Source organism: Aquamicrobium lusatiense (genome assembly GCF_014201615.1).
Classification (GTDB): domain Bacteria; phylum Pseudomonadota; class Alphaproteobacteria; order Rhizobiales; family Rhizobiaceae; genus Mesorhizobium; species Mesorhizobium lusatiense.
In genome coordinates, this window is the sequence record NZ_JACHEU010000005.1 from 66110 (window position 1) to 91330 (window position 25221).

General features: G+C 63.2%; 23 protein-coding genes. 12 read left to right on the top strand and 11 right to left on the bottom strand.

Annotated features, from left to right (window positions below):
* The first annotated feature begins 417 nt into the window (after window positions 1-417).
* Complete coding sequence (locus HNR59_RS18470; protein WP_183832520.1) at window positions 418-855, top strand: YqaA family protein; 438 nt, start codon at window positions 418-420, stop codon at window positions 853-855.
* Between the two features lie 123 nt (window positions 856-978).
* Entirely contained in the window at window positions 979-1833 is an 855-nt protein-coding gene (locus HNR59_RS18475) for a sulfite exporter TauE/SafE family protein (RefSeq protein ID WP_183832521.1), read from the top strand.
* Between the two features lie 17 nt (window positions 1834-1850).
* Here the strand turns inward: HNR59_RS18475 and HNR59_RS18480 are convergent, their stop codons facing one another.
* Entirely contained in the window at window positions 1851-2297 is a 447-nt protein-coding gene (locus HNR59_RS18480; protein WP_183832522.1) for a YcgN family cysteine cluster protein, read from the bottom strand.
* A 174-nt stretch (window positions 2298-2471) separates the two neighbouring features.
* On the opposite strand from HNR59_RS18480, the gene HNR59_RS18485 reads away from it, so the two are divergent.
* From HNR59_RS18485 to HNR59_RS18495, 3 genes are all read left to right on the top strand, one after another.
* A complete protein-coding gene (locus HNR59_RS18485; RefSeq protein WP_183832523.1) occupies window positions 2472-4472 on the top strand; it encodes an OmpA family protein in 2001 nt (666 codons plus the stop codon).
* 354 nt (window positions 4473-4826) lie between these two features.
* Window positions 4827-5279, top strand: coding sequence for a GNAT family N-acetyltransferase (locus tag HNR59_RS18490; protein ID WP_183832524.1), 453 nt, complete (start codon window positions 4827-4829; stop codon window positions 5277-5279).
* 388 nt (window positions 5280-5667) lie between these two features.
* Window positions 5668-6450, top strand: coding sequence for a hypothetical protein (locus HNR59_RS18495; protein WP_183832525.1), 783 nt, complete (start codon window positions 5668-5670; stop codon window positions 6448-6450).
* Window positions 6451-6749: 299 nt separating this feature from the next.
* On the opposite strand, the gene HNR59_RS18500 is transcribed toward HNR59_RS18495, so the two are convergent.
* The 4 genes from HNR59_RS18500 to HNR59_RS18515 form a co-directional block, all read right to left on the bottom strand.
* Window positions 6750-8069, bottom strand: coding sequence for a M48 family metalloprotease (locus HNR59_RS18500; RefSeq protein ID WP_183832526.1), 1320 nt, complete (start codon window positions 8067-8069; stop codon window positions 6750-6752).
* Window positions 8066-8401 (bottom strand): Pepco domain-containing protein, encoded by a 336-nt coding sequence (locus HNR59_RS18505; RefSeq protein ID WP_183832527.1) that lies wholly within the window; start codon window positions 8399-8401, stop codon window positions 8066-8068. Before HNR59_RS18505 ends, HNR59_RS18500 begins: the two co-directional genes overlap by 4 nt.
* A 211-nt stretch (window positions 8402-8612) precedes the next feature.
* Complete coding sequence (locus HNR59_RS18510; protein WP_183832528.1) at window positions 8613-9479, bottom strand: SDR family oxidoreductase; 867 nt, start codon at window positions 9477-9479, stop codon at window positions 8613-8615.
* A gap of 253 nt (window positions 9480-9732) precedes the next feature.
* On the bottom strand, window positions 9733-10182 hold the full coding sequence (locus tag HNR59_RS18515; RefSeq protein ID WP_183832529.1) for a VOC family protein: 450 nt from the start codon (window positions 10180-10182) through the stop codon (window positions 9733-9735).
* 68 nt (window positions 10183-10250) lie between these two features.
* Here HNR59_RS18515 and HNR59_RS18520 point away from each other — a divergent pair, with 68 nt between their 5' ends.
* The gene (locus HNR59_RS18520; protein ID WP_183832530.1) at window positions 10251-10850 is read left to right on the top strand and encodes a TetR/AcrR family transcriptional regulator; all 600 of its coding nucleotides are present in this window, start codon (window positions 10251-10253) and stop codon (window positions 10848-10850) included.
* A gap of 41 nt (window positions 10851-10891) precedes the next feature.
* Here the strand turns inward: HNR59_RS18520 and HNR59_RS18525 are convergent, their stop codons facing one another.
* The 3 genes from HNR59_RS18525 to HNR59_RS18535 all read right to left on the bottom strand — a co-directional run bounded on the left by HNR59_RS18525 (window position 10892) and on the right by HNR59_RS18535 (window position 12927).
* Entirely contained in the window at window positions 10892-11185 is a 294-nt protein-coding gene (locus tag HNR59_RS18525; protein ID WP_183832531.1) for an HlyU family transcriptional regulator, read from the bottom strand.
* Window positions 11186-11426: 241 nt separating this feature from the next.
* Complete coding sequence (locus HNR59_RS18530; protein WP_425488680.1) at window positions 11427-12080, bottom strand: PadR family transcriptional regulator; 654 nt, start codon at window positions 12078-12080, stop codon at window positions 11427-11429.
* Window positions 12081-12312: 232 nt separating this feature from the next.
* Window positions 12313-12927, bottom strand: coding sequence for a LysE family translocator (locus HNR59_RS18535; protein ID WP_183832533.1), 615 nt, complete (start codon window positions 12925-12927; stop codon window positions 12313-12315).
* A gap of 177 nt (window positions 12928-13104) precedes the next feature.
* On the opposite strand from HNR59_RS18535, the gene HNR59_RS18540 reads away from it, so the two are divergent.
* The gene (locus tag HNR59_RS18540) at window positions 13105-15282 is read left to right on the top strand and encodes a right-handed parallel beta-helix repeat-containing protein (RefSeq protein ID WP_183832534.1); all 2178 of its coding nucleotides are present in this window, start codon (window positions 13105-13107) and stop codon (window positions 15280-15282) included.
* Between the two features lie 255 nt (window positions 15283-15537).
* The gene (locus HNR59_RS18545) at window positions 15538-16164 is read left to right on the top strand and encodes a LysE family translocator (RefSeq protein WP_183832535.1); all 627 of its coding nucleotides are present in this window, start codon (window positions 15538-15540) and stop codon (window positions 16162-16164) included.
* 67 nt (window positions 16165-16231) lie between these two features.
* Here the strand turns inward: HNR59_RS18545 and rpoD are convergent, their stop codons facing one another.
* The 3 genes from rpoD to HNR59_RS18560 all read right to left on the bottom strand — a co-directional run bounded on the left by rpoD (window position 16232) and on the right by HNR59_RS18560 (window position 21141).
* Window positions 16232-18241, bottom strand: a complete 2010-nt coding sequence (gene rpoD / locus HNR59_RS18550; protein WP_183832536.1) for an RNA polymerase sigma factor RpoD — start codon at window positions 18239-18241, stop codon at window positions 16232-16234.
* Window positions 18242-18623: 382 nt separating this feature from the next.
* Window positions 18624-20570, bottom strand: a complete 1947-nt coding sequence (gene dnaG, locus HNR59_RS18555; RefSeq protein ID WP_183832537.1) for a DNA primase — start codon at window positions 20568-20570, stop codon at window positions 18624-18626.
* A gap of 124 nt (window positions 20571-20694) precedes the next feature.
* Window positions 20695-21141, bottom strand: coding sequence for an RcnB family protein (locus tag HNR59_RS18560; protein WP_183832538.1), 447 nt, complete (start codon window positions 21139-21141; stop codon window positions 20695-20697).
* A gap of 385 nt (window positions 21142-21526) precedes the next feature.
* On the opposite strand from HNR59_RS18560, the gene HNR59_RS18565 reads away from it, so the two are divergent.
* The 4 genes from HNR59_RS18565 (at window position 21527) to HNR59_RS18580 (ending at window position 25215) form a co-directional block, all read left to right on the top strand.
* Window positions 21527-23188: a Na/Pi cotransporter family protein gene (locus HNR59_RS18565; RefSeq protein WP_183832539.1), complete on the top strand. Its 1662-nt coding sequence runs from the start codon at window positions 21527-21529 to the stop codon at window positions 23186-23188.
* Between the two features lie 74 nt (window positions 23189-23262).
* On the top strand, window positions 23263-23619 hold the full coding sequence (locus tag HNR59_RS18570; RefSeq protein WP_183832540.1) for a hypothetical protein: 357 nt from the start codon (window positions 23263-23265) through the stop codon (window positions 23617-23619).
* A 209-nt stretch (window positions 23620-23828) separates the two neighbouring features.
* Complete coding sequence (locus HNR59_RS18575) at window positions 23829-24293, top strand: Rrf2 family transcriptional regulator (protein WP_183832541.1); 465 nt, start codon at window positions 23829-23831, stop codon at window positions 24291-24293.
* A complete protein-coding gene (locus HNR59_RS18580) occupies window positions 24283-25215 on the top strand; it encodes an NAD(P)/FAD-dependent oxidoreductase (RefSeq protein ID WP_183832542.1) in 933 nt (310 codons plus the stop codon). Before HNR59_RS18575 ends, HNR59_RS18580 begins: the two co-directional genes overlap by 11 nt.
* The last annotated feature ends 6 nt before the right edge of the window (window positions 25216-25221 follow it).

Below are 25221 nucleotides of genomic sequence, written 5' to 3' on the forward strand. Positions count from 1 at the left end.
CCGGCATCGTTGGTTGGTGACGAACAAGGGTGCCGCTGTTTGCAAAGGCAATTTGTACCGCGCGGTTGTGTTGATAATTATCCGCCGACTGCATCAAGCAGACCATCGGCGCTTCCGTCTGTTCCTTGCCGCCACCGGACGGCGTAATATAAGCCGCCACATACACAACGACGTTTCGTAACGCTTTCGCCAACCTCGCCCTAAGCTGCTATACCCACATCGCCACCCTTCACTAAGGCAGGCTTCCGGCACGTGGAGCTTGTGAGCGGCGATGTGACCTTGTTCGCCCTCCCCCTCTCGGACCCAGCCACCCGATCGGCGATGCCGACCATCCGGCGGGCGATCGGAACTGGTTTCCGACCGGGCCTTGGCTTACACGATCCTTTCCCGCAACCCGCGCGCAAGGGATGAGAAAAAATGCCGGACATTGCCGTTCTCGGCGGCCTTTTCAGCCTTGCCTTCGTTGCGGCCACGATATTGCCGGCCCAGTCGGAAGCAGCGCTTGTCGCGGCGCTCGTTGCCGGGCAATGGCCGCCCCTGCTGCTCGTCGCGGTCGCCAGCGCGGGCAATGTGCTTGGCGCGGTCGTCAACTGGGCGCTGGGGCGCGGCATCGCGCGTTTCCGGCACCGGAAATGGTTTCCCGTCGGCGACAAGGCGCTTGAGCGCGCAACGGGCTGGTACCACCGCTGGGGTCGCTGGTCGCTGCTGCTGAGCTGGGCGCCCCTCGTCGGCGACGCATTGACGGTCGCCGCCGGCGTGCTGCGCGAGCCGCTGCCGAGCTTCCTTCTGCTCGTCACCATCGCCAAGACCGGCCGCTATCTGGTGCTCGCGGCGATCACGCTTGGCCTTTTGTGAAGCCAGACCTTCTGCAAAAACACGCCATGCAGCCGGCGACGGCAAGGTGGCGCGGTGAATGCAAAAAGGCTATGAGCCCGTGACCTGCCTTCTCCCGAGGCACGATTCCAGCACCGAGGCATCATGTTCGGCATTTCCGGCTACGAACTTTTCATCATCGTCGTCGCCCTTGGGGCTGCCGGTGCGCTCACCGGCCTGCTGGCCGGCGTGTTCGGTGTCGGGGGCGGAGCGGTCATCGTTCCGGTGCTTTACGAATTCTTTCGCGTGCTCGGCGTTCCCGATGAAGTGCGCATGCCGCTGTGCATCGGCACCTCGCTGGCAATCATCGCGCCGACTTCGGTGCGCTCCTTCCGCGCCCACCAGAAGAAAGGCGCGGTCGACATGTCGATCCTGAAGCTGTGGGCGGTTCCGGTCGTCATCGGCGTCATCATGGGCGGCTTCGTCGCTCGCTATGCGCCCGAAACCCTGTTCAAGACCGTGTTCGTCGTCGTCGCCAGCATCTCGGCCATAAAGCTGCTTGGCGCGCGAGAAAGCTGGAAGCTGGGCAGCGACATTCCCGGAAATTTCGTCATGCGCATCTACGGCTGGCTGATCGGCGTGCTGTCGTCGCTGATGGGCATTGGCGGCGGCCAGCTCTCCAGCCTGTTCATGACTTTCTATGGCCGCCCGATCCATCAGGCGGTGGCGACCTCGTCCGGTCTTGGACCGCTGATCGCCGTGCCGGGCGCCATCTCCTACATCTTTGCCGGATGGGGCAAGGCTGCGGCCTGGCCCGACGTCGTGCTGCTGCAATGGCCCTATGCGCTGGGTTATGTGTCGCTGCTCGGCATGGTGCTGTTGTTCCCCGTCAGCATGCTGACGGCGCCATGGGGCGCGCGCCTTGCCCACGCGCTGCCCAAGCGCAGGCTGGAAGTCGCCTTCGGCCTGTTCCTGCTGGCGATCGCGCTTCGCTTCCTGTGGTCGATGATCGGGTCGTGACCTCTGCGGCCATGAGTTCAGGGCTCCTCGTCGAGCACATAGTCGAAATAATCTTCCGGCTCCTGAAGATCGCTTTCGCTGGCGCAAACGCGCCCGCGCATGGAAACCCCCGCCTCATGCACCGTCTCGGCGCTGCCTGAAAGCAGGCGGTGCCACCAGTAGAGATCACGCCCCTCCGCCACCAGCCGGTAGGCGCAGGTGCCGGGCAGCCATGAAATGGTGCGCACGTTCTGCGGCGTGAGGCCCACGCAATCCGACACCTGCGAAAGCCGGTTGGGGTAATCCGAACAACGGCATGTGGCCGCATCGAACATCCGGCAGGACACGCTGGTCCAGTAGATGTCGCCGGTATCCTCGTCCTCCAGCTTCGACATGCAGCACTTGCCGCAGCCGTCGCAAAGCGATTCCCACTCGGCCGCGCTCAGCTCCTCAAGCGCTTTGGTTTTCCAGAAAGGCTTTTCCATGATCCCGCATGTGGCCCGTGGGGCCACGAAGGTCAAGCCGGCCGTGAAACGGACACGGTACGGCCATGATTTGGTCTGGCAAACGCCTTGCATCCTGCATAACCATTATTCGTCGGAACCAATTGCGGGACGGCAAGTTTCGGCAAGATAGGGACCTTGAAGGAGAGCAACTGCATGAAACTTCACCCTGGAATTCTCGCGGGCACCGCACTTGGCCTGCTCATGGCCACCGGGCCGCTTGCCGCGCTGCCCCTTGGCGGCAAGGCCGGGATTGCATCTTCCATGGGCGACAACCCGCTGATGCTGGCGCAGGCCGAATGCCCCGAAGGCGAAGCGGCGGAAAATTGCGCGCCCCGCCAGCAGCAGCCGGCCGAAGAGCGCCCGGCGCCGGAGCCGGAAGCAGCGCCTCCACCCCCGCCGCCTGAACCCGCTCCGGAACCCGAACCTGCGCCTCAGCCGGCGCCGCCACCTGCCCCTGAGCCGGCCCCTGAACCTGCACCACCTCCCGCGCCAGAACCAGCCCCGGAGCCTGCGCCGCCTCCCGCGCCGGAGCCGGCACCCAAGCCCGCACCAGCACCCGCGCCCGAACCAGCTCCCGCGCCTGCACCGGAGCCAGAACCGCAGCCGCAGGCCGAACAGCCAGCGCCCGGGCAACCCGCTCCACAGCCGGAAGCGCCTGCTGAACAGCCGGCACCGGAGCCAGCGCCCGCCCCGGCTCCGCAACCCGAGCAGCCCGCGGCTCCCACGCCCAGCGCTCCAGAGCCCGAAGCACAGGAACCGGCCCCACAGCCGGAGGCCGAAAAACCTGCGCCCGAAGCCCCGGCGGCTGAACAACCCGCCCCCGCACCCGCCGAAAACGGTGAGACGGCTCCGCGCCAGCCTCCCGAGCCCGGCAACGACAATGAACAGGGTCAGTCAGCCGGGCAGCCGGCGCAGCCCGAACAGCCTGCCCCCCAGCCGCCAACGCAGAGCGAAGCGCCTCCCGCCAATCCCGACGAGGCACCTCTTCTTGACAGCCAGAAGCAGACGCCCCCACCTGCTGAAGGTGGACAACCCGCCCCCGACGGCGCTCAGCCCGTGCCTACCCCGGCCCCTGCGCCTGACGGCCAGACCCCTGATGGCCAGACCCCTGATGGCCAGACCCCCGATGGCCAGACACAGGCGCCCCAGCCCGCGCCTGTCGATGCAGGCCCGCCGCCGGCGGACGACCGCGCCGCCCAGCAGGCCATCGCGCCTGAAAAGATCGTGCCGGCTATCGAGGAGAAAGGCACACGGCGCGAGCGTCCGCCCGAACCGCGCCGCGAGCGCGCTGACGGCATCGACGTGCTGCGCGAGATCGGCGACCGCGTAATCCTGCAACTCGGCGGCCAGACCATCGTTGAAAGCAACGACCGTCCGCGCATGACCCGCGATGCGCGCGACGTCTATTACGAGGACCTGCCGCGCGGCCGCACCCGCGAGGTCATCATCCGCGACAATGGCAGCCAGATCGTCACCATCCGCAATCGCCATGGCGACGTGATCCAGCGCTCGCGCATCACGCCGGACGGGCGCGAATACATCCTCAGCTATGCGGACGAGCAGCGCTATGACGATGTGCGCGAGTGGCGCGATCCGGGCTATGATCTGCCGCCCATCCGCCTCACCATCCCGCGCGACGACTACATTCTGGAATCGCGCCGGGTGCGGGATCCGGACGCCTATTACCGCTTCCTCGAACAGCCGCCGGTGGAGCGCGTCCAGCGTCTCTATTCGGTGGAAGAGGTGAAGCGCTCGGCCCGCGTCCGCGACATCGCCCGGCGCGTCGATCTCGATACGCTCAACTTCGAGTTCGGCTCCGCCTCCGTCGGCGACAGCGAGATCGAGAAGCTGGATGGCGTCGCCACGGCCATCGAAAGGATGCTGGAGAAGAACCCGGCCGAAACCTTCCTGATCGAGGGCCACACCGATGCGGTCGGCTCCGATCAGGCCAATCTGGCGCTGTCCGACCGCCGTGCCGAGGCGGTTGCCGAAGCGCTGACGGGCGCCTTCGGCATCCCGCCGGAAAATCTGGCAACGCAGGGCTATGGCGAGCAGTATCTCAAGATCAACACGCAAAAGCCGGAACGCGAGAACCGGCGCGTGACGATCCGCCGGATCACCCCGCTCGTCGCCCCGGTGGCGCAGGCCAATTGAATGAAAGCCGGTTAAACAAAGTGATGACGCCAGGGTTTTGAAGCATTGAATTCTGGCGTCCTCCGCCCCAGATAGACTGAAGGGTTCCCTGCCCTTTCCGCTTCGGCGGAAAAACGCCCCGCCGGTTCCCACCGACGGGGCACTCTCGTTCCAGACCTCCGCAAAACGCCTGCCAAAGGCCCGCATTGATCCGGGTCCACGCTGCTTGACGCCTTCCTGCCGCACTCATACAAAGCCCGCACAGCAGAAGGAGATCTATGCGCAGAGGCTTTTATCCGAACCGCACTTGGCGGTATCGCCGGCACCCCAAAGGCGTGCTGAACCTCTTTGCATATCTTTTTTTGCGGAGTTCTCATGAAGAACAACGACATTTCGATCCGGGCCTATGCTCCGGAAACAGACACGCCCGCGCTGTCACAAATCTGGCTGGAAGCCTCCCGCATCGCCCATGCATTCATCGGCGATCAGCGCCTGCTCGAGCAGCAGGCGCTGATTGAAACCCGCTATCTTCCCGTTGCGGAAAGCTGGGTTGCCTGCGTCGATGATGTCCCAGCCGGCTTCATCAGCCTGCTCGACACGTTCGTCGGCGGCATTTTCGTCGCGCCGCAATGGCAAGGGCTGGGCATCGGCCGCAGGCTGATCGCCCATGCCCTGAACCTCAGAGGCGAGCTTTCACTGGAAGTCTATACGCGCAACACGGGCGCCATGCGCTTTTATGCATCGCTCGGCTTTGAGGAATTGTCGCGGCGCGCCAGTGACGACGAAGGCCTCCCCTTCGAAAACGCGCTGCTGCGCCTGAAGAAATGACGGCGACAATTCCGCTGAAGCCGCACGGCGGGCTGACATCCGCAATCGCACCGAACTGAGGAGCCGGAGAAGTTTTTGCGATTCGCAGAACTTCTCCGGAGACCGGGCAGCGGCAACCGCCCTGCCCGGTCTCTTTCCGCCGGCAGGGATCATGTTTGCCGCTCCAATGCATCGAAAACGGTCCACACAGTAGAAAAATATTCCCGAACCAGCCTCGTTTCCGTTCATCCGCGCCTCAAAAAAACGTTCACTGACATATTGGCGATCAGGACTGGGGATTATGTTGCGTGACGGTCTTTTCGACACAGGAAAACTGCTAACATCTGGCGGGTTTTTTACCGGCATTGCCGCGCGCGATACAGGGCGGCACAGGAGAGGGTTCGGGCCAATGGCGAAAGTTTCCACGAAGACGGCGGCTAAGGCCGACACTCCGATATTCACACCCACGCCGGAGGCGAAGGCTCAGGCAACCCGTTCGCGCATCATCGCGCTGGTGCTGTGGGCGGTGGCCATCGTTCTTGAACTGGTCGCCATCTTCTGGGTGATGCGCCCGTCATTCGACGAGCTGGCCGCCAGTCAGGGCTTCCCGCAGTGGCGCTGGTACACGCTGCTTGGCTTCATCGCGGTGATCGGCGTGCTCGCCATCGTCGGCTCGGTGCTGTGGAAGAAGGCCAATCATCTGGATCCGGCCTCCAACAAGCAGCCGGTAAAATTCTTCATCCAGAACCAGCTCGGCGCGTTCATCGCGCTTCTGGCCTTCCTGCCGCTGATCGTCATGATCTTCCTCAACAAGGACATGGACGCGAAGCAGAAGAACATTGCCGGTGCCGCCGGCATCATCGTCGCCATCGCGGCAACCGTGCTCGGCATCGACTTCAAGCCGCTGTCGCAGGAACAGGCAGCGGTGGAATCGCAGGTCGTCACCCATCTCGTCGGTCAGGACCTTGTCTGGTGGACCGCCGGTGGCAAGGTGGTGCACCTGTGTCAGGACGCGTCCGACATCCGCAACGCCACCACCACCGTCGAGAGCGGCCCGATCGCCGACGCCTTCGGCAAGGGCAAGGAAGGCATCACCCTGCTCCTCGACCGCGAACTCAATCAGTGCGGCCTGCCCGTCCCGGGCAACCTTGCCGAAATCGAACAATGGGTGCGCACCGCAAGGGGCCTCTGAGCCCCCGAACGGGATCGCAACGTCCGCCCATCGAACGGCGGCAAACGACCTCATTTCAGCCGTCCATGGCTGGATGGGGGACCGACTGAAAGCCTACCTTCTGCTCCTTCTCCGATCAATACTTTCCAGAAACACGGCGGCAGTTCCTTCAGCACGACGCATTATTAGGGCGACCGGCATTTCTCTGCTGACTATCTCGAAATCGATGATTTCCACCCGGTCATCCCGATCGCTGCGAGCCGATCTGGTCCAGCGATGCTATCGAGCTCCGCAGGGCCTGACCATTCTGGTGTGAGTGTCTACCTTTTCATGGATGTGTATCGGGCGCGTCTATCCACGAGGTCAGGCATTGCGGTCACTTTCTTGACGGCCAAATAAAGTGGATCGGGCAAATCTTCACAAGCTCTCCAGACCAGTTTCGCGACACCGAAGTTCGTCACATCGAGGGGCTTTTCACCTCGCAAAGGAGCGGTGAGCTCAAGTACCAAATCAAGCAACGTCCAGCTCTCGGCCTGTTGTAGGATTATGATCGCCTCTGGAACGTAACGGGAGTAATCGGGTACGGGACCCTTGTTACAGTCGATCGCGAGTTCCTTAAGCCGTCGAGCGCGGGCTTCGTCCCGTTCAACAAGCGCCGCTTGGAACTCTGGGGAAAACATCGTGTCAACTAGATTGCGAAAAAGAGTCGAGATTGATTCCGCAGCCGATAGCAGATGCGCTGCATCCTCGGTCGGAAGGCAACGCTGGAATGATCCTCTGAGGTTTTCGATGCGATCGCCCGCTGGTGGATGAGTTTCGAAGAAGTATTGTTCGGACCTTGCGACTTCCTCGTAGCGTTCCCACTCGCGGTGCAAGAGAAGAGCGAACTCCCACCCCGCATAAGCCATCGCGAGACGGTGCCCATCACGGCTACCATTCACTTGCCCGATGGCAAGAAATAACGCCAGCCGATCCGCAACGAATTCCTCACGCCAAGCCTCTGACATGTCTTCTAAGCCTGCTTCGAGATTAGCCAGCAGATCGGGCGCCTCCACCGGCAAGCGCGCGATTAGGCCGTGAGCGATCTCGTGACACATAAGGAAGATTTCCGCCTCGGTCGCGAGCCATCCTCCCACGACCGCCTGATTACCATCGATCTGATAATCCTGATGTATCGTTGAGTGGCCTGTGGCAGAATACCAAAAAAAAGCGCGATGCAGGCGCTCTACGGATTCTTCAAAGGGTGGCCATGAATCATCATCCTTCCGAGGCACGGCATCACTCGTGAACGGCGAGCTCCGTGCCGCCAGCAGGCGGGAAATTCTATAGATAAATGGAGGTAAGCCGGCGCTCACCCGAACGGTAAAGGGAGGTTTCGAGCAATCGATTGTCGCAAGCTCCGCCCCGTCAGGAAGGATTTCCAGAGTAAACAGTTCGCCCACTGATATACCCAGGCAGCCATGTGCGCGGCGAAGTGCTTCCGACCAAGCCCGTTTGACCATTTGACGAGCAAGCTTGTCCGGATTGGCACCGCTCTCGCGCTTGCGCATCTTGTCGATCTGCGCGGCAAGAATGCTTTCCGGGTCGACTTGCCTACGCTGCTGGCGTCGTTGAAGCCGCTGAGCCGAAGCTCGCGTCAATTCTGGCTCGCCTTGCGCTTGAGTTTAACCTTGATACCGGCGTGGCCGCCGACTTCGACACTGCCTATCAACGAGACGCCCCCCTTAGCATCGATGGACAATGTCAACTCGATTTCATCCACCTCAAAGCCTTGCTCAGGCGGGGTCGATGCAAGCAGTCGATTGCCGAACTTGTTTATCATTTCCAACATGTTTTCTTCGATGAGCGCATTATCGAGCGAAACATGCATGTGGCGTGGCGGGGTTTGCCAGGAAGGAAACGCACCGCGAACTTTCTCCTTCGCAGTCATCGGTGCATCTACTGCAACGATTACGCTAATCTGGTCAGACATTATTCCTCACTAATATTCATTTCATTGGCGAATTCTTACGATCCGGAAGCCCCAGGCGGCAATCATATTCTTGTACTTTGTAGGTCCGGCAGAGTTAACCCGCCTTGGTGACTCCAAACGCAATTCACAAGTCGAGTAGACCTATGCCGCAGCCTGCACGGACTTCCCTACCGAAACATGCCAGTCCGCACACCACCCACACTCCGCCGCCCTAAAACATCCCCGCCAGCTTCGTGTCGCTGCGTGCGATCACCTCGTCGGGCAGGAAGAAGTCGGCCACCAGCGGGCCGGTCGCGTCGGGGGCGTAGGGGGTGAAGTCGCTCACGCCTTCGGCTTTCAGCACTTCCTCGTCGATGTAGAAATTGCCGGTCGCCTCGCGTGCGGGACGGTTGAAGATCGCGTAAGCGGCGTCGGCCATGATGTCGGGCGTGCGGCTCATCGAGGCCATACTCTCGCCACCCAGCACATTGCGCACCGCAGCGGTGTCGATCGCCGTCAGCGGCCAGAGCGAGTTGACGGCGATGCCGTCGCCGGCGAACTCCGCGCTCATGCCCAGCGTACACATCGACATGCCGAACTTGGCCATGGTGTAGGCAACGTGGTTCCTGAACCATTTCGCCTTCATGTCCAGCGGCGGCGCCAGATTGAGGATGTGCGGGTTCTGCGCCTGCTTGAGATGCGGAATGCAGGCTTTCGACACCAGAAACGTGCCGCGCGTGTTGATCTGGTGCATCAGGTCGAAGCGCTTCATGTCGGTTTCCAGCGTGCCTGAAAGCTGGATGGCGCTGGCGTTGTTGACGCAGATGTCGATGCCGCCGAACGCCTCGACCGTTCGGGCGACCGCGTCCAGAACCTGCTTTTCCTCGCGAATGTCGCACAGCACGGGAAGCGCCTTGCCGCCCGCCTTTTCGATCTCTTCGGCCGCCGTATAGATGGTGCCGGGCAGCTTCGGGTGCGGATCGGCGGTCTTGGCGGCGATGGTGACATTGGCGCCGTCGCGGGCCGCGCGCAGCGCGATCGCCAACCCGATGCCGCGCGATCCGCCCGAGATGAACAGGGTCTTTCCTTTAAGGGACATGTCCGGCCTCCTCTTCAGCTGGAGCGTCGGACCGGCCGGATCATCCGGTTCCGGATGGTCCCATGCTCGATCCCCGATGCTCGATCAATATGCCGGAGCCTGCCTTGCGCACCGGCAGGCTTGCGCGGCGCTCCGGGACCGATCCTTGCCCCGATCCTCCGCGCCGCGCAAGCCTGCCAGACGAAAAAATTACGTTTACGTAAGGTGCATTTAGTATCTGCGGCCGGTTTCAGGCCGGAATGGCAGCCCGGCCCTACGTCGCAGCCCCGCTTACCGGGCTCGCTGCCGCGCCGTCCTCGTACTGCGCCAGAAATTCCGCCGAGGGCGGGATCGGCGTGATCACGTCGATCAGCACGCCGTTCGGATCGGCGAAGATGAAATGCCGCTGGCCGAAAGGTTCGTCGCGCAGGCTGCGCAGGATCGGCAGCCCGGCCGCCGCGATCCGCTCATGCACGGCATCGACATCCTCGACCTCGAAATTGATCAGCAGCCCCTGCGCGCCCCTGCCCCGCGCCGCCTCCGGCACCGTCTCGTGGCCGGCATCGACAATGCCCAGATTGACGGTTTCATCCTCCTGCGATTGCAGATGGACATACCAGTCGCTCGAAAACAGCGGTCGGAAGCGCAGATGCTGCACATAGAAGTCCGCCGTAGCGGCAACGTCGCCGGTCATGATGACCGGATAATAGCTGGTCGTTTTCATGGCTTTCCTCGCGGCTTGAATTAACATACACTCTGCATGTTTCTTTAATTAACATACAGGCTGCATGCATGCAACAGGAAAACCCCCGCCGCACCAACCGCGAACGCACGGGGGCGACCCGCGCCGCACTGATGGCTGCGGCGCGGGCGCTCTTCATTGAAAAGTCCTATGCGGAAACGGCGACGCCGGAGATCGTTGCCGCCGCCGGCGTCACGCGCGGCGCGCTCTATCATCACTTCGCCGACAAGCAGGCCCTGTTCCGGGCGGTGGTCGAGCAGGAAGCGGCGGATGTTGCCGCCGCGATCGACCATGCTGCGCCGGATACCAAAAATCCCCGCCAGGCCCTTCTGGATGGCGGCATGGCCTTTCTTACGGCAATGGCGGCGCCCGGCCGCACCCGCCTGCTGCTGCTGGATGGGCCGGCCGTGCTTGGCCGCGCCGTCATGGACGAAATCGATGCAAAGCATGGCGCCCGCACCCTGCGGGAGGGGCTTGAAGCGGCCATGCGCGAAGGCGCGATGAGGCGGTTTCCGCCGGCTGCGCTGACCGCGCTTTTCTCCGCCGCCTTCGACCGCGCCGCCCTGTCCATCGAGGCCGGCGCGCCGCGGGAGGATTTCATCGAAACCCTTAGTGCCATGATCGACGGGCTGTCCCTGCCACAGGGATGACTCCCGCCCGCCGGGTCAGCCCCCTCGGATCAGGCCCCCGATCAGGCAGGGCCGAAAATGCTGTCGCCCTGCTCGTCCACGAGCTGGATGCCCTTGCGGATCGAAATGTCTGCCGCATCGTCCAGTCCGGGAAAGCGATCGGCGCGGATGAACTTGTGTTCCTTCACCACGCCGTCGATCTCGCGGGTGACGAGCCCGCAGGTCTGGTACTGGCCATCAGCTTTGTAAGGTGTCGCGATGATGGTGAAGCCCTTGTGCTCGACCTGTCTGGCAGGTGCCGGCTCCGCATCCTGCGCAGGCGCTCCGCCGCCGAAAAGACGTTTCAGGAAAGACATGGGCTCCTCCTTGGGCAATTCCAGCAAACACCGCGGTGCAAATGGCTCCCGCAATGGCGCGAACGCGGAAACATCGTCCCGCAGGCACGCATCCGGCAGCTGCATGTCTAACTAGAACATCGGGCCGCAAAGGGAAATCGCTTTTCGGCTTCCGAAGCCGCAGATGGGAAAACCCTCACTGCCAAGCCAAAGCCGGCAAGGCGCGAAAACGCCTCGCCGGCTGGCGGAACCAGTGACCGGCTCAGTCCCGGTTCAGGGCTTCCAGCGCCTCGGCGGCAGTCTTCAGAATATCTGCAGCCTGCGCGCGCCGCTCTTCCGGACCATCCAGAATGTCGGCAAGCGCTGCCCTCAGCCGGCGCCGCACGGAACGAAGCTCGTCATCCCTGCGCCCGCCGCGCCGTTCCTGCGCCTCGTCGTCCCAGCCGAACCACTCGCGCGCCTTGGCCATCTTGCGGCCGAAACGCTCCAGCTGCTCCAGCGCCCGCTCCACCATGTCGCGGTTTTCGGCCAGATGGGCGGACCCCGCCTCGGTGATCGAAAACACCTTCTTCGCGCCTTCGGGAGCCGAGACGGCATAGCCGGCTTCTTCGAGGAAGGTCAGCGTCGGATAGATCACGCCGGGGCTCGGCGCATAGAAGCCGCTGGAGCGCTCTTCCAGCGCCTTGATGATGTCGTAGCCGTGGCGCGGCGCTTCGGCCATCAAGTAAAGAACCACCAGCTTGAGGTCGCCGTCGCCGAACATGCGGCCGGCACGCAGGAAATCGCCCGGCCCGCCGCGCCGCCCGCCGGGGCCGCCGCCCCGCATTCCCGAGCCGAACGGCCCGCGACCAAAACGTTCCGCCGCATGCCAGAGCGCGCGCTCCGCGCGGCTGGCGAAATGATGATGTCCACGCATGTGAATTCCTTTCGTCATATCGTAAGATATATCTCAATTAGGATCGCGAAAATCGAAATCAAGATATATCTTACGATAGATCGAAAAAATGCAGGCAGCACCGGCTGAGAGCGTAAACCCTGCGGGTATCTCAGCGGGGCAAAACAGCCATCAGCCCGCGTCAAAAAACCTGACGCAGGCCGGGTGATAATCGGCGGCGCACCCTGAAAGGAAAGCGCCGTTGACCGGCAGCTTATTGTTGCTGTTGCAGCGCCAGCCGCGCGCCCAGCGCCACGAAGGCGGCGGAAAAAGTGCGCCGCATCCACGCCATCACCCGCGGGCTGCCGACCACCTTGTCACGCATGGCCGCGGCAAACAGGCCGTAGAGGGAAAAGATGATGAAGGTCGCCAGCATGAACACGCCCGACAGTTCCAGCATGCGCGCCAATACATGTTCCTCTCCGGCGGAAATGAACTGCGGCAGGAAGGCCACGAAGAAGATCGACAGCTTCGGATTGAGCAGGTTGATGAGGATGCCGTCGACCAGAACCTGCCGCACGCTGCGCGCATCCGTGTTGTCATCGATCCGCAGCGCGCCCTTCTCACGCAGGCTCTGCCAGGCCATGTAGAGCAGATAGGCGACGCCCGCATATTTCACGATCTCGAAGGCGAGCGCGCTGGTGTGCAGCAGCGCTGCAAGCCCCGTCAGCGCCGCCACCAGATGCGGAACGATGCCGAGCGTACAGGCAAAGGCCGCAAGCACGCTGGCCCGCCCGCCCCGCGAAAGCCCGGCCGCCAGCGTGTAGACCACGCCCGTTCCCGGCGAGGCGACGATGATGAGCGTGGTCAGCAGGAATTCGATTGACATGCGGCAGTCCCCTCCCGAGCGCCCCGCCGGCGCAGGCAGGAACAATACCAGCCCATCGGCGCGTGGCAACCTGCGGATCATGTCCACAGGAACATCTGTTTTTCACCCTGCAAAAAAGTTGACTCTTACAGTCATGTAATCTAGCTCGCGGCCACAGTCTCAAGCTTCGGATCTGCCATGAAATCCTTCCCTGCCCTCGTCGCCGCCCTTCTGGCCGGCGTATGTCTGCCCGTGTCCGCCCTGGCTCAGTCGCCGCAACCCGTCGTCGAACTGCAGGGCGGGCTGTCCTATGGAACCGGCAATGGCAGCATTGGCATCACCTTCCCCTTCACGCTCGACGACGGCTCCTATCTCTTCATCGAGGGCCGTGGCGGCATGGCGGAACAGTCGGTGCGTTTCGGCTCCTTCGGCGCGGGCCTGCGCCGAAAACTGGACAACGGCCTGATCCTCGGCGGCTACGGCTACTATGATGCGCTGCGCACGGAGCGCGGCAACACCTTCCAGCAGCTTTCCTTCGGTGCCGAATTGTTCGGCAGCGTCTTCGAGGCGCGCGCCAACGCCTATCTGCCGCTCACCGGGTCACGGCTGGCGGAAGAGTTCAACAGCGCCTATGTGTCCGGCGACCAGTTGCTCTTCCAGTCGGGCCGCGAGCGTGCGCGCGCAGGCGTCGATGCGGAGGTGGGCGCGCGCCTGCCCGTGTTCCCGCGCGATGCGCAGGCGCAGTTCAAGCTGTTCGGCGGCGCCTACTGGTACGAAGGCAAAAACATGGACGACACGGTCGGCGCCCGCGCCCGCGCCGAACTGGTTCTCGCCGGCCTGCCCGGCGTGCGGCCGGACGCGACGCTCAGCCTCGGCACATCCCTGTCCTACGACAACGAGGAGCATCTGGAGGCCGGTCTGCGCGTGCGCCTGCGGATCCCGCTCGGCGCCGGTGGCTCCGCCTCCTCCACCACGGCCTTCGATCCGCTTTATCAGCCCGTCGAGCGCGAGGAGAAGGTGCGCTCCCATCTCGGCACGACCGGCAATGTCGAAGCGGCGGAATATGTTTCCTCCGGGCAGACGGTCGGCAAGGTCGTCACCATCGGCCCGAACAGCGGCGACGCCTCGACCATCAACGGCAGCCTTGCCGCTGCCGGCGACAATGCGCTGGCGCTGGCCAGCGGCGAGATCGCGCTGACGCAGGCGCTTCTGCTCGGCACCAACCAGCATCTCATCGGTGGCGGCGGCACCCTTGCCGTGCGCGGTGCCGAAAGCGGGCTTGAAACCACCTTCCGCAACGACGGCGTCGCCACCACCCTGCGCGGCACGAACCCGCTTGCCGACGTGGTGTCGATGGCCTCGGGCAGCGAGATCGCCTCCGTCACCATGACCGGCGGGCTTGCCGCCATCCAGAGCACGGGCGCTGCGAACATCCTCATCCACGACGTCGACATCAGCGGCACGGCCGGCGACGGCATTCGCCTTGAGAACGTCACCGGCGCCACCATCGCGAATGCCTATATCCACGATCTCTACATCTGCGAGAACAACACGACGTGCGAGTTCGCGGTCGGCCGGCCGAACGACGCGCCGCATGCCGCGGTCAGCGCGCTGGGCACCAGCGGCCTGACGGTGCGCGACACCGTCATCGAAGGCGTCACCTACGGCATCTTCGCCGGCAGCCACATCGATGACAGCGGCTGGCCGCCGGTCATCACCAGCGCCGCCACCGACATCACCATCGACAATGTCTCCATCACCCGCTCGCGCCGCGAAGGAATCCTGCTCGTCGCAGCCAATGACGTCACCATGAACAAGGTGACGATCGACAATTCCGCGCAGGACCGCGACATGGACCTCGTCGTCCTGCAGGGAACCTCGGACGTGACCATCACGGACATGGCCCTCAAGGGCGGCGTCAACGGGCTGATGCTGATCACTTCCTCCACCCTGCCCGATGCAGCCGTCACCACGAATGTCCGCGTCGATGGCTTCTCCAGCGACGGCGCCAGCAACACGGGCATCTTCCTCAATCCGGTCGGCGACATCAGCTTCAACAATGTGTCGATCACCAATCCCGGCACCTATGGCGTATTCATCTACGGCAGCGACTATGAATTCCTCGGTGGGCCGGTGAACAACATCGACTTCGGCACCACCAGCATCAGCAATGCCGGTCAGGCCGGTCTCTATTTCATGGGACCCTCCATCGACCTGAAGGGCGATGTCACGGTCGCCGGAACACCGAAGGACTGCCTCGTCTCCGCCTGGGGCTCATGGGTCGGTGGCTCGCTCACCCAGAACCCCGGCTCCGTGCTCAACGTCAATGGCGCGGCCCTCGACGGATCGAACTTCCAGACCCGCTGCATGCCATAAGCAGCGTGCGCGCTCCCACGAAAAGCCGGGCACTGCCCGGCTTTTCACTTTCAGCGGCCCATGGTCCCTTTGTCCGGAGCAAGCACATCATTTGGCGCTGGCCTGAGACGGTTTTCCGTGCTTTGTCGCAGCACTGAAGCTGCCGCCCCAACGCGCGAACCGGTTTCGGCAAAGCGCACCCCCGCGCAACAACAATGATCTGAAGCACCGCGCCCGATTCTGCCCGGACGCAGGGTGCTTTCACGGAAACAGCCCATGCATATCGATTTCGGCATTCTCTTTCTCTACGTGATCACCGTCATCACCATGATCGCCATTCCCGGTCCGGTCGCCGTTCTGGTCACCGGCGCGGGGCTGGCAGGCGGCGCGCGAAAAGCCTTCAACACCATTGCCGGCACCAATGCCGCCTCGCTGGTGCTCATCCTGTTGTCGGCGCTGGTGGTGAAGGGCATCTTTGCCGTCAACGAAACCGCCTTCAGCGTGCTGAAGCTCGCCGGCGCCTGCTACATAGGCTGGATCGGATGGGAGATTTTGCGGGAGTCCGGGGCCGGCGAACCGGAACTGGAGCCCGTCCAGCCACGGGTCGGCGGCTTCTCGAAAGGCTTCGTCATGGCCATTTCGAACCCGAAGGACATCATCTTCTTCGCGTCCTTCTTCCCGCAGTTCATCGGCATCACCCCCGACCCCAACACCAGCATCGCCCTGCTCACGGTGCTGTGGATCGTGCTGGATTTCGCGACGCTGTTCCTCATCTACCTGCTGGTCGCAAGGCTCCTGAAGCCGTCCGTCCACCGCACCATGCTGCGCATTTCCGGCGCGCTGCTCATCATTGTCGCTGCCGGCGGCATCGTCATGACGGCAATGGAGCTGTGGCCAGCCTGAACCCCGCCGCGGAAAAGCAAAAAGGCCGGGCAAATGCCCGGCCTTTTTTCTGAAATCGTAATGCCGCTTAGCTGTCGAGGAACGAGCGCAGCTTGCGGGAGCGGCTCGGATGCTTGAGCTTGCGCAGAGCCTTGGCCTCGATCTGGCGGATGCGCTCGCGCGTCACCGAGAACTGCTGGCCGACTTCCTCCAGCGTATGGTCAGTGTTCATGCCGATGCCGAAGCGCATGCGCAGCACGCGCTCCTCGCGCGGCGTCAGAGAAGCCAGCACGCGCGTCGTCGTCTCGCGCAAATTGGCCTGAATGGCCGCGTCGATCGGCAGGATCGCGCCCTTGTCCTCGATGAAATCGCCGAGATGCGAATCTTCCTCGTCGCCCACCGGGGTTTCGAGTGAGATCGGCTCCTTGGCGATCTTGAGAACCTTGCGCACCTTTTCCAGCGGCATGGCGAGCTTTTCCGCCAGTTCCTCCGGGGTCGGCTCGCGGCCGATCTCGTGCAGCATCTGGCGCGAGGTGCGCACGATCTTGTTGATCGTCTCGATCATGTGCACCGGAATGCGGATGGTGCGCGCCTGATCGGCGATCGAACGGGTGATCGCCTGACGAATCCACCATGTCGCGTAAGTTGAAAACTTGTAGCCGCGCCGGTACTCGAACTTGTCCACCGCCTTCATCAGGCCGATATTGCCTTCCTGAATGAGGTCAAGGAACTGCAGGCCGCGGTTCGTGTACTTCTTGGCGATGGAGATGACGAGGCGCAGGTTTGCCTCGACCATTTCCTTCTTGGCGATGGCCGCCTCGCGCTCGCCCTTCTGCACCTGATTGACGATCTTGCGGAATTCGAGGATCGAGATCGCCGTCTCGGTGGCGAGGTTCTGGATCTCGCCGCGAATGTCGCGGATCGTGTCCTTCTCGTTCTGGTAGAACTCCTTCCAGCCGCGGCTGGAGAGATTGGCGATCGCCTTGGTCCAGTTGGGATCAAGCTCGGTGCCCTGATATTCCTTCAGGAATTCCTCGCGGCGCACGCCATAGCTCTCGGCCAGACGCAGCAGCTTGCCCTCGTTCTGCACCAGACGCTTGTTGATGTCGTAAAGCTGCTCGACCAGCGCCTCGATGCGGGCCTGATTGAGCGACAGTGACTTCACCGCCGTGATAAGCTGGTCCTTCAGCTCCTTCAGGCGGCGGTCCTGGCTGGGCGACAGCGTGCCGGCGGCGGCCAGACGGTTTTCCACCTGCTGGTCCTGCAGCTTGCGCAGCTTCTTGTAGGTGTCGGCGATGACGTCGAGCGTCTCCATGACCTGCGGCCGCAGTTCCGCCTCCATGGCGGCCAGCGACAGGTTGGCCTCGTCTTCTTCCTCTTCCTCTTCCTCGCCGCGCGTATCGCCGCCGACATTGGTGATGTCGTCGTCCTCGCCACGGCCACGGCGCGGCTTTTCCTCGGCCTTGGGCTTGTTGTCCTCGTCGGTGCGCTCCACCACCGGCGCCTGCTTGGCCTCGGGGCCGGCATAGGTGGCTTCGAGATCGATGATCTCGCGCAGCAGGATCTTGGATTCGTTCAGCTCATCGCGCCAGATGATGATGGCCTGGAAAGTCAGCGGGCTTTCGCACAGGCCCGCGATCATCGTTTCGCGGCCAGCCTCGATGCGCTTGGCGATGGCGATTTCGCCCTCGCGCGACAGCAACTCCACCGAGCCCATTTCGCGCAGATACATGCGCACGGGGTCGTCGGTGCGGTCGGTCGGCTCCTTCTTGGCGACGGTCGCGACAGCGGTTCCGGTCTGCTCGGCGACTTCCTGAGGATCGTCCTCCGAAGCCTCGTTCTCGCCATCTTCGGCCTGTTCATCGTCTTCCACGACGTTGATGCCCATATCGGACAGCATGGCCATCGTGTCTTCGATCTGCTCGGAAGTGACCTCCTCGGAGGGCATGACGGCGTTCAGCTCGTCCATGGTGACATAGCCGCGCTTCTTCGCGACCTTGATCATCTTCTTGACAGCATCGTCGGAAAGGTCGAGCAGCGGGCCGTCGGTTGTGCCCTCGCGCTCGGTCTCGACCTCTTCCTTTTCCTTTGTCGCCATTCTTCTTCTGCCTCCGGACGGCTGTTCAAGCCGCGAAATCTAAGCCTGCTGCAAATTCGTCTGCGTCCGCTGAAACGACGCGTTCATCGCGACACTTGCCGCATCTCTCGTTAAGCCTGGATTAACCCTGGTCTCTTCATCGTGTCTCAGATTTTTCACCGAGCATCAAACGGCACATCTGCATCTGCGTTCTTTTCGTCGACGCCCCGTTGAGTTGAAAGCAAGTCGGGTTAACAGTAATTCGAATCGACCTGATTCCGTCATTCTGCCAATAGGTCAAGCGCCTGTGGCATGATTCGCCCCAAAAAAGCGAATCAATTGCCCCAAATGCTTCCTTAGGCCGCGGATCGCTCCTCAGCGTTCCGCAGACTGCTGCTGCCGGCTAACTCCTGCCGGCTCGTCCCGACAACACTCCGAAGCCTTCGATCAGGGCCTCCGTCGCCTGCACATCCCGGAATTGCGCCTGTATCTCGACAAGGCGCCTGTAATTCTCATCTGTGGGCTCGCTGGCGAGCGCGGCCTCGGCCTGCTTCAGCTCCTTATGTAGAGTGCGCGCGCTGCGGTGCAAGTGCAAGGCCTGCGCGAAGGCGTCGCGCGCATCGTCGAGAGCGGCCCCCTCCAGCGCCGGCCATTGCCGCGTGCGCCGCATCAGCGCCTCGGCGCGCTCCCATATTTCGGCGCATCCGGCCCGGCCAATCGCCTCGATCACCGCCTGCTTCTCGTTGGCCATGTCATGGGCCAGCGCATCCAGAAGTGCGGCATGCAGCTTGCGCAGGTCGCCATTGGCGAGGTCGAGGAACTCGATATGCTCGAAAAACTCGTCGATCAGCGCCGGATGATTGATGAGCGCCACCATGATCGTGGCCTCGCGCGCCGTCATCACCTCGCCGCCGCGCTTCACCAGCGCCGAGCGCCCGAGGCTTTCGGTGATGGCGTTGCGGCCGCCGCCCTGCCGCGACCACGGGCCCGGCCCCTTGAAGCCGTTCTGGAAATTGCCCTGCCCGCGCCCCTGACCGCGCCCCTGCCCCTGCTGACGGTTGCGCTGCGCGCCGAAGAAATTCTGCACCCGGTCGCGCATTTCCTGATTGTAGTGGAAGCGCACGCTTTCGTCGCGGATGCGGCCGGCCAGCTCGCGCAGCGTCTTTTCCAGCTCGGCCCGCCGTTCCGGCGTCTCGAAAACCCCGTTGGAAGTCTCGCGCGTCCACAGCATGTCGGCCAGCGGCCGTGCCTCGTTCAGCACGGTGCGGAAGGCGTCCGCGCCCTCGCTGCGCACCAGATCGTCGGGGTCCTTGCCGTCCGGCAGCAGCGCGAAACGCGCCGTGCGCTCAGGCTGGATCAGCGGCAGCACCAGATCGGCCGCCCGCCACGCCGCCTTGAGCCCGGCAGCGTCGCCGTCGAAGCACAGCACCGGCTCGCGCGTCATCCGCCACAGAAGCTCGATCTGGTTTTCCGTCAGCGCCGTGCCGAGCGGCGCCACGGCGTTCTCGAAACCGGCCTGCGCCAGCGCGATCACGTCCATGTAGCCTTCCACCACCAGAACCGTCTCGCCGCGCGCCACCGCCTTGCGGGCACGGGCGAAATTGTAGAGCACATTGCCCTTGTGGAAGAGTTCGGTCTCCGGCGAGTTCAGATATTTGGCCGGCGCGTCCGGCGACATGGCGCGCCCGCCGAAAGCGATGATGCGCCCACGCGAATCCGGGATCGGAAACATGATGCGGTCGCGAAAGCGGTCATAGGAGACGGGAACGTCCTGCCCGTGCACGACAAGGCCGCAAGCCTCGATCTCGTCGCGGCCGACCCCGCGTGAAGCCAGATACTCTTTAAGCGCATTGCGGCTCTCGGGCGCATAGCCAAGCCGAAACGATTGCTGCGTCGCCGGCGTGAGGCCACGGTCGCGCAGATAGGCGCGCGCCTTTGCCCCCTCCGAAGCCTGCAGCCGCTCCTCGAAAAAGGCCGTCGCCATTTCCATGACGTCGGTGAGTTCGGCCCGCTGCTTCTCGCGCGCCTCGGCCTGAACGTCGCGCGCCGGCATCGGCACGCCCGCCATGTCGGCCACGCGCTCCACCGCCTCGGGAAAGCTTAAGCCGTCCAGCTCGGTCAGGAACTTGAAATGGTCGCCCGAAACGCCGCAGCCGAAGCAATGGTAGCGGCCCTTGCGGTCCTCGCAGTGGAAGCTCGGAGATTTCTCGCCGTGGAACGGGCAGCAGGCCCACCAGTCGCCCTTCGGCGCGTTGGTTTTCCTGCGGTCCCACGTCACCCGCGTGCCGATGACCGAGGAGATCGGCACGCGGTCGCGTATTTCGTCGAGGAATGAGGGCGAGAAGCGCATAGCTCTTCATATAGACGCAGCACCCGCGGAAGACGAATCGCTACGCGGCCCATGCACGATATTCACAGGCACGAACGCAAAAAGGGCGGCACATGGCCGCCCTCTCCGCTTGTTCGAACGCATTTTACCGCGCTGCGATCACCCCGGCGATCAGCCCCGTGGCGAGCCCGACCAGCAGATAGTCGTTATCGACCTTGATCCACTGCTGGCCCGGTGCCGGGCGCTTCAGACCGTGGCGCTGATAGTCGCGCACCGGCGGGTGGCGGCGCCAGTCGGAATAGCGCTGGCCGCGCTTCCAGTTATGCTGCTTCGCATAATTCGGCTTCTTCGCCGTGTGGTGGTTGCCATAACGGCCATTGTCGCGGCGGTTGTCGTACTTGGGCGCAGGCTTCTTCTTGGCGTTGTTGTAGACAGGCTTTTTGTGGTTCTGCCCTTGCACGGGCTTGCGGTAGTCGACCTGAACCAGTTCGGCCTGCGGTGCTGCCGGCCTGTTGATCGGAGCGGCCTGCCCCTGAAGCGAAGTCGCAGCCAGCATCGAGATGGCCATCAGCGAGAGAATGATGCGTTTCATGGAAAGCGCTCCTGTGTTGTCGATGACTACAGGGATAGAACCCGGCCGATGAACAGAAACTGAACAGGCGCATTACAATACCGTAATGAAATCCGCCTCTTATGCTGGTCACTTGATTCATGCTGTGAAGCCACACATCGCGCCCGGAGCCCGTTTTTCGACCTCCCGGCAAGCTGCCTGTGAAAACGCCTCCATACGGCCATATATATAAGACAAACTCCTGTAAGGGCTGGACAATATTGATTACCCGGCTAAAATATAAGCTCCTGATGGATACTCCCGCCATGAAATTGATTCGCCTTCGTTTGCGCGTTGGTCGCGCCCCCTGTTCACCGTGGCGGCTGCAAACAGCCTCCGTGGCGGCCGACCGTGCGGGAAGGTGTGCATGACCGGATCCGTCGTCCTCATCCATCTGGCTGGCGCCGTAGCGCTGATGCTCTATGCCACCCGGCTGGTGAAGACGGGCGTCGAGCGCGCCTATGGCGATGTGCTGCGCCACAAGCTGCGCGCAACCTTGCAGAACCCGATCATGGCCGTACTGGCGGGCACCGGCCTTGCCATCGCCCTGCAAAGCTCCACCGCCGTCACCCTGCTCGTCGGCTCTTTTGCCGGTGCGGGCATCGTGTCCGGCCTCGCCGGCCAGCTTGCCGTGCGCGGGGCCGAGATCGGCTCGGCGCTGGTGGCCAAGCTTCTGACCTATGATCTGACCTTGCTGGTGCCGCTCTGCCTCATCATCGGCACATTCCTGTTCATGGCCACGGAAAGCCGCGACTGGCGCCAGAAGGGCCGCATTCTGGTCGGCGTCGGCCTGCTCATCCTGTCGCTTGAAATGATCGGCCAGGCATCGGAACCGCTGCGCGAAAGCCCGCTGATGCCGATGATCATCAACTACTTCTCGGGCGACCCGATCACCGCCTATCTTCTGGCGGCACTGATCACATGGCTGTTCCAGTCCTCCATCGCCTCCGTGCTTTTGATGGCGACCATGGCCGGACGCGGCCTGATCACGCCGGAACTCGGCGTGGTTCTGGTGCTGGGCGTCAATCTCGGCTCCTCCATCATCGCCCCGATGCTGACCCGCAATTCCGAGCCCGGGGTGCGCATCGTGCCGGTCGGCAATCTTCTGATGCGCGGCATGGGCTCCATCGTCATGCTGGTTCTGGTCATGACGTTCAAGCCGCAGATCGGTTTTCTCGGCGCCACCGCATCGGACCAGATCGTCAACGCGCACATCCTGTTCAACGTCATCATCCTGATCGCCGGCCTGCCGCTGGCCGGTCTCGTCTACCGCGCCTCGGAAAAAATCGTGGCGCTCGGCGCAAAGCAGGCGGCAGAGCCGGTGCAGGTCACGGAACTGTCGGCCCTGTCGGAGACGGCACTGTCCAGTCCGCCGCAGGCGCTGGCCAACGCCACGCGCGAGGTAGTGCGCGTGTGCGAGACCGTCGAGATCATGCTCAAGCGCATCATCGAGCTTTACGAGAATGCCGACGAGGACAAGATCAACGCGCTGGCAGCCCTCGACGACCGCGTCGACGAGCGCCATGCCGCCATAAAAATTTATCTGGCGAAGCTGATCCGCAATCCGCTCACCGAGGATCAGGCGCTGCGCTGCCAGGAACTGATCGGTGCCTGCGTCAAGCTGGAGCAGGTCGGCGACATCATCGTGCGCAACATGCTGGTCCATGTGCGCAAGAAGATGGCGCTCAATCTGGAATTCACGCCGGAAGGCTGGCAGGAAATCACCGCCTTCCACAGCGCCGTTCTCGCCAATGCCCGCCTCACCTTCAACGTTCTGGTGTCACGCGACACGGAAACCGCGCGCCAGCTCGTTCAGGAAAAGGACCGGCTGCGCGACATGGAGCGCGAGGCTAGCAACAGCCACTTCCTGCGCCTGCGCGACGGCACGCTGAAGTCGATCGAAACGAGTTCCATCCACCTCGACACGCTGCGCGACCTCAAGCAGATCAACTCGCTGTTGACCTCCATAGTCTATCCGGTTCTGGAAGAGCGCGGCCTGCTGCGCGGCTCGCGCCTGCGCGCAAGCTGAAGGCAAGGCTGCAAAGCCCTCACCCGCTCTCTCTTACGGCCACCATTCGGCGGATATGTCATGACGGTTTTGGCATGACAGGCGTGCATTCCGATATCCGCCTGAACAGCCTTTTCCTGGTCATGCATCCTATCTTCCTCATGCCGGTGAAGCTGTCCTCCGGCACCGGACCAAAGTTCGCAGCGCAGAGCTGCCCGACAACAGATCTCTTCGCGGCAACTATCGCTGCACGTGCCGGCAGGAAGCGTCTCGCCACCATGGCGGGCAGCGAGACTCTCCCACCCCATCCGCAACTTCCGCCCCGGCACCGCCCGTCAATTCTGATCCACGACAGCAACGCACCGCCGCCGCACCACGTCGGACGCTCCACATTCCCCCGCGTCTCGGCCTCCGATGTCTGCATGCCCCTCAAGCACCACCTCACCGGCTAAAACATGTCCCCCGAAAAGCGGGAGCCGGTTTCGGGACAACAGCATGCGCAAGGGGCGCATCTGAAAGATCGCGACGCGCTTCAGAGCGCCGGAGCAATAAATTTTTCCCTCCCAAAAACAACAGGATAACCGGCAAAAACTGAATCAGTTCGCGAACAGGCGACGAGCACATCTTGACGCCAGGGCCATCACGTAACATATAAAGTTACATGAAAAGAGACAGCAAACTTTCCGGCATCCTCCACGTTCTCCTGCACATGGCCGAGCACAGGGAACCCGTCACCTCCGAAGTGCTGGCGCGGGCCATGAACACCAACCCGGTGGTCATCCGCCGCATCATGGCCGGCCTGCGCGAGCAAGGCTATGTGCGCTCGGAAAAGGGCCATGGTGGCGGCTGGGTGCTGGCTTGCGATCTCTCCCGCATCACCCTGCGCGACATTTATGATGCGATCGGCCAGCCGGCCCTGCTCGCCATGGGCAATCGCACCGAAACGCCGGGCTGCCTGGTCGAGCAGGCCGTCAACGCAGCCCTTGGCGCTGCCTTCGACGACGCCGAGGCACACCTGCTCGCCCGTTTCGGCGAGGTGACGCTGGCCATGCTCAGCGAGGATTTTCACCGCCGTTTTGCCGTCCATGGCGGCGCCCACGATCTGGAGACAATTCATGCTCCCTGACACAGCCATCCGCGCCGGGGCTCCCGCGCAATATGACGCCATCATCATCGGCGGCAGCTTTGCCGGCCTGTCCGCAGCCACCTACATCGCCCGCGCCCGCCGCTCCGTCTGCATCGTCGATGCCGGCGCGCCGCGCAACCGCTTCGCCGCCCACTCGCACGGCTTTCTGGCGCAGGACGGCAGCGACCCCGCCGCCATCCTCGCCACCGCCCGCGCGCAGGTCAGCGCCTACCCCACGGCGCGCTTCATCAGCGCCCGCGCCACCGATGCCAGCAGCGAAAAAGACGGTTTCCGCATCGATCTGGACGATGGCACCACGCTCCATGGCCGCAAGCTGGTCCTCGCCTACGGTCTGAGCGACGATCTGCCCGCTATTCCCGGACTGGCGGAGCGCTGGGGCGCGTCCGTCATCCATTGCCCCTATTGCCATGGCTATGAATTTTCAGGCCAGCGCCTCGGCGTTCTCGCCTCCACGCCCATGTCTGCGCATCAGGCCATGCTGGTGGCGGAATGGGGGCCGGTGACCTTCTATCTCAACGGCCAGCCCGCCCCGGACCCACAGGAACTCGCCGAACTGGAACAGCGCGGCGTCGCCATCGAACCCGCCGCCGTCACAGCCCTGCATGGCGACCTGCCGCATCTGTCCGGCATCGAACTGGCAAACGGGCGCATCGATCCGCTGGATGCGCTCTATGTCGGCCCGCGCACCCGCTTCAACAGCGACATCGCGCAAAAACTCGGCTGCGCCGTCGATGAGCATGCCGCCGGGACCTTCATCCGCACCGATTCCCTGAAGGAAACCACCGTTCCCGGCATCTATGCCGCAGGCGACATTGCGCGCGGCGCGCACTCCGTCGCCTGGGCCTGCGGCGATGGTGTCATGGCCGGCGTGGCCACGCACCGCTCGCTCGTGTTCGGGTGATTTGGT

What these genes read in the sequence shown, in the direction of transcription:
- HNR59_RS18470 (WP_183832520.1), top strand. Translation starts at nt 418, where the DNA reads ATGCCGGACATTGCCGTTCTCGGCGGCCTTTTCAGCCTTGCCTTCGTT.
- HNR59_RS18475 (WP_183832521.1), top strand. Translation starts at nt 979, where the DNA reads ATGTTCGGCATTTCCGGCTACGAACTTTTCATCATCGTCGTCGCCCTT.
- HNR59_RS18480 (WP_183832522.1), bottom strand. Translation starts at nt 2,297, where the DNA reads ATGGAAAAGCCTTTCTGGAAAACCAAAGCGCTTGAGGAGCTGAGCGCG.
- HNR59_RS18485 (WP_183832523.1), top strand. Translation starts at nt 2,472, where the DNA reads ATGAAACTTCACCCTGGAATTCTCGCGGGCACCGCACTTGGCCTGCTC.
- HNR59_RS18490 (WP_183832524.1), top strand. Translation starts at nt 4,827, where the DNA reads ATGAAGAACAACGACATTTCGATCCGGGCCTATGCTCCGGAAACAGAC.
- HNR59_RS18495 (WP_183832525.1), top strand. Translation starts at nt 5,668, where the DNA reads ATGGCGAAAGTTTCCACGAAGACGGCGGCTAAGGCCGACACTCCGATA.
- HNR59_RS18505 (WP_183832527.1), bottom strand. Translation starts at nt 8,401, where the DNA reads ATGTCTGACCAGATTAGCGTAATCGTTGCAGTAGATGCACCGATGACT.
- HNR59_RS18510 (WP_183832528.1), bottom strand. Translation starts at nt 9,479, where the DNA reads ATGTCCCTTAAAGGAAAGACCCTGTTCATCTCGGGCGGATCGCGCGGC.
- HNR59_RS18515 (WP_183832529.1), bottom strand. Translation starts at nt 10,182, where the DNA reads ATGAAAACGACCAGCTATTATCCGGTCATCATGACCGGCGACGTTGCC.
- HNR59_RS18520 (WP_183832530.1), top strand. Translation starts at nt 10,251, where the DNA reads ATGCAACAGGAAAACCCCCGCCGCACCAACCGCGAACGCACGGGGGCG.
- HNR59_RS18525 (WP_183832531.1), bottom strand. Translation starts at nt 11,185, where the DNA reads ATGTCTTTCCTGAAACGTCTTTTCGGCGGCGGAGCGCCTGCGCAGGAT.
- HNR59_RS18530 (WP_425488680.1), bottom strand. Translation starts at nt 12,080, where the DNA reads ATGCGTGGACATCATCATTTCGCCAGCCGCGCGGAGCGCGCGCTCTGG.
- HNR59_RS18535 (WP_183832533.1), bottom strand. Translation starts at nt 12,927, where the DNA reads ATGTCAATCGAATTCCTGCTGACCACGCTCATCATCGTCGCCTCGCCG.
- HNR59_RS18540 (WP_183832534.1), top strand. Translation starts at nt 13,105, where the DNA reads ATGAAATCCTTCCCTGCCCTCGTCGCCGCCCTTCTGGCCGGCGTATGT.
- HNR59_RS18545 (WP_183832535.1), top strand. Translation starts at nt 15,538, where the DNA reads ATGCATATCGATTTCGGCATTCTCTTTCTCTACGTGATCACCGTCATC.
- rpoD (WP_183832536.1), bottom strand. Translation starts at nt 18,241, where the DNA reads ATGGCGACAAAGGAAAAGGAAGAGGTCGAGACCGAGCGCGAGGGCACA.
- dnaG (WP_183832537.1), bottom strand. Translation starts at nt 20,570, where the DNA reads ATGCGCTTCTCGCCCTCATTCCTCGACGAAATACGCGACCGCGTGCCG.
- HNR59_RS18560 (WP_183832538.1), bottom strand. Translation starts at nt 21,141, where the DNA reads ATGAAACGCATCATTCTCTCGCTGATGGCCATCTCGATGCTGGCTGCG.
- HNR59_RS18565 (WP_183832539.1), top strand. Translation starts at nt 21,527, where the DNA reads ATGACCGGATCCGTCGTCCTCATCCATCTGGCTGGCGCCGTAGCGCTG.
- HNR59_RS18570 (WP_183832540.1), top strand. Translation starts at nt 23,263, where the DNA reads ATGACAGGCGTGCATTCCGATATCCGCCTGAACAGCCTTTTCCTGGTC.
- HNR59_RS18575 (WP_183832541.1), top strand. Translation starts at nt 23,829, where the DNA reads ATGAAAAGAGACAGCAAACTTTCCGGCATCCTCCACGTTCTCCTGCAC.
- HNR59_RS18580 (WP_183832542.1), top strand. Translation starts at nt 24,283, where the DNA reads ATGCTCCCTGACACAGCCATCCGCGCCGGGGCTCCCGCGCAATATGAC.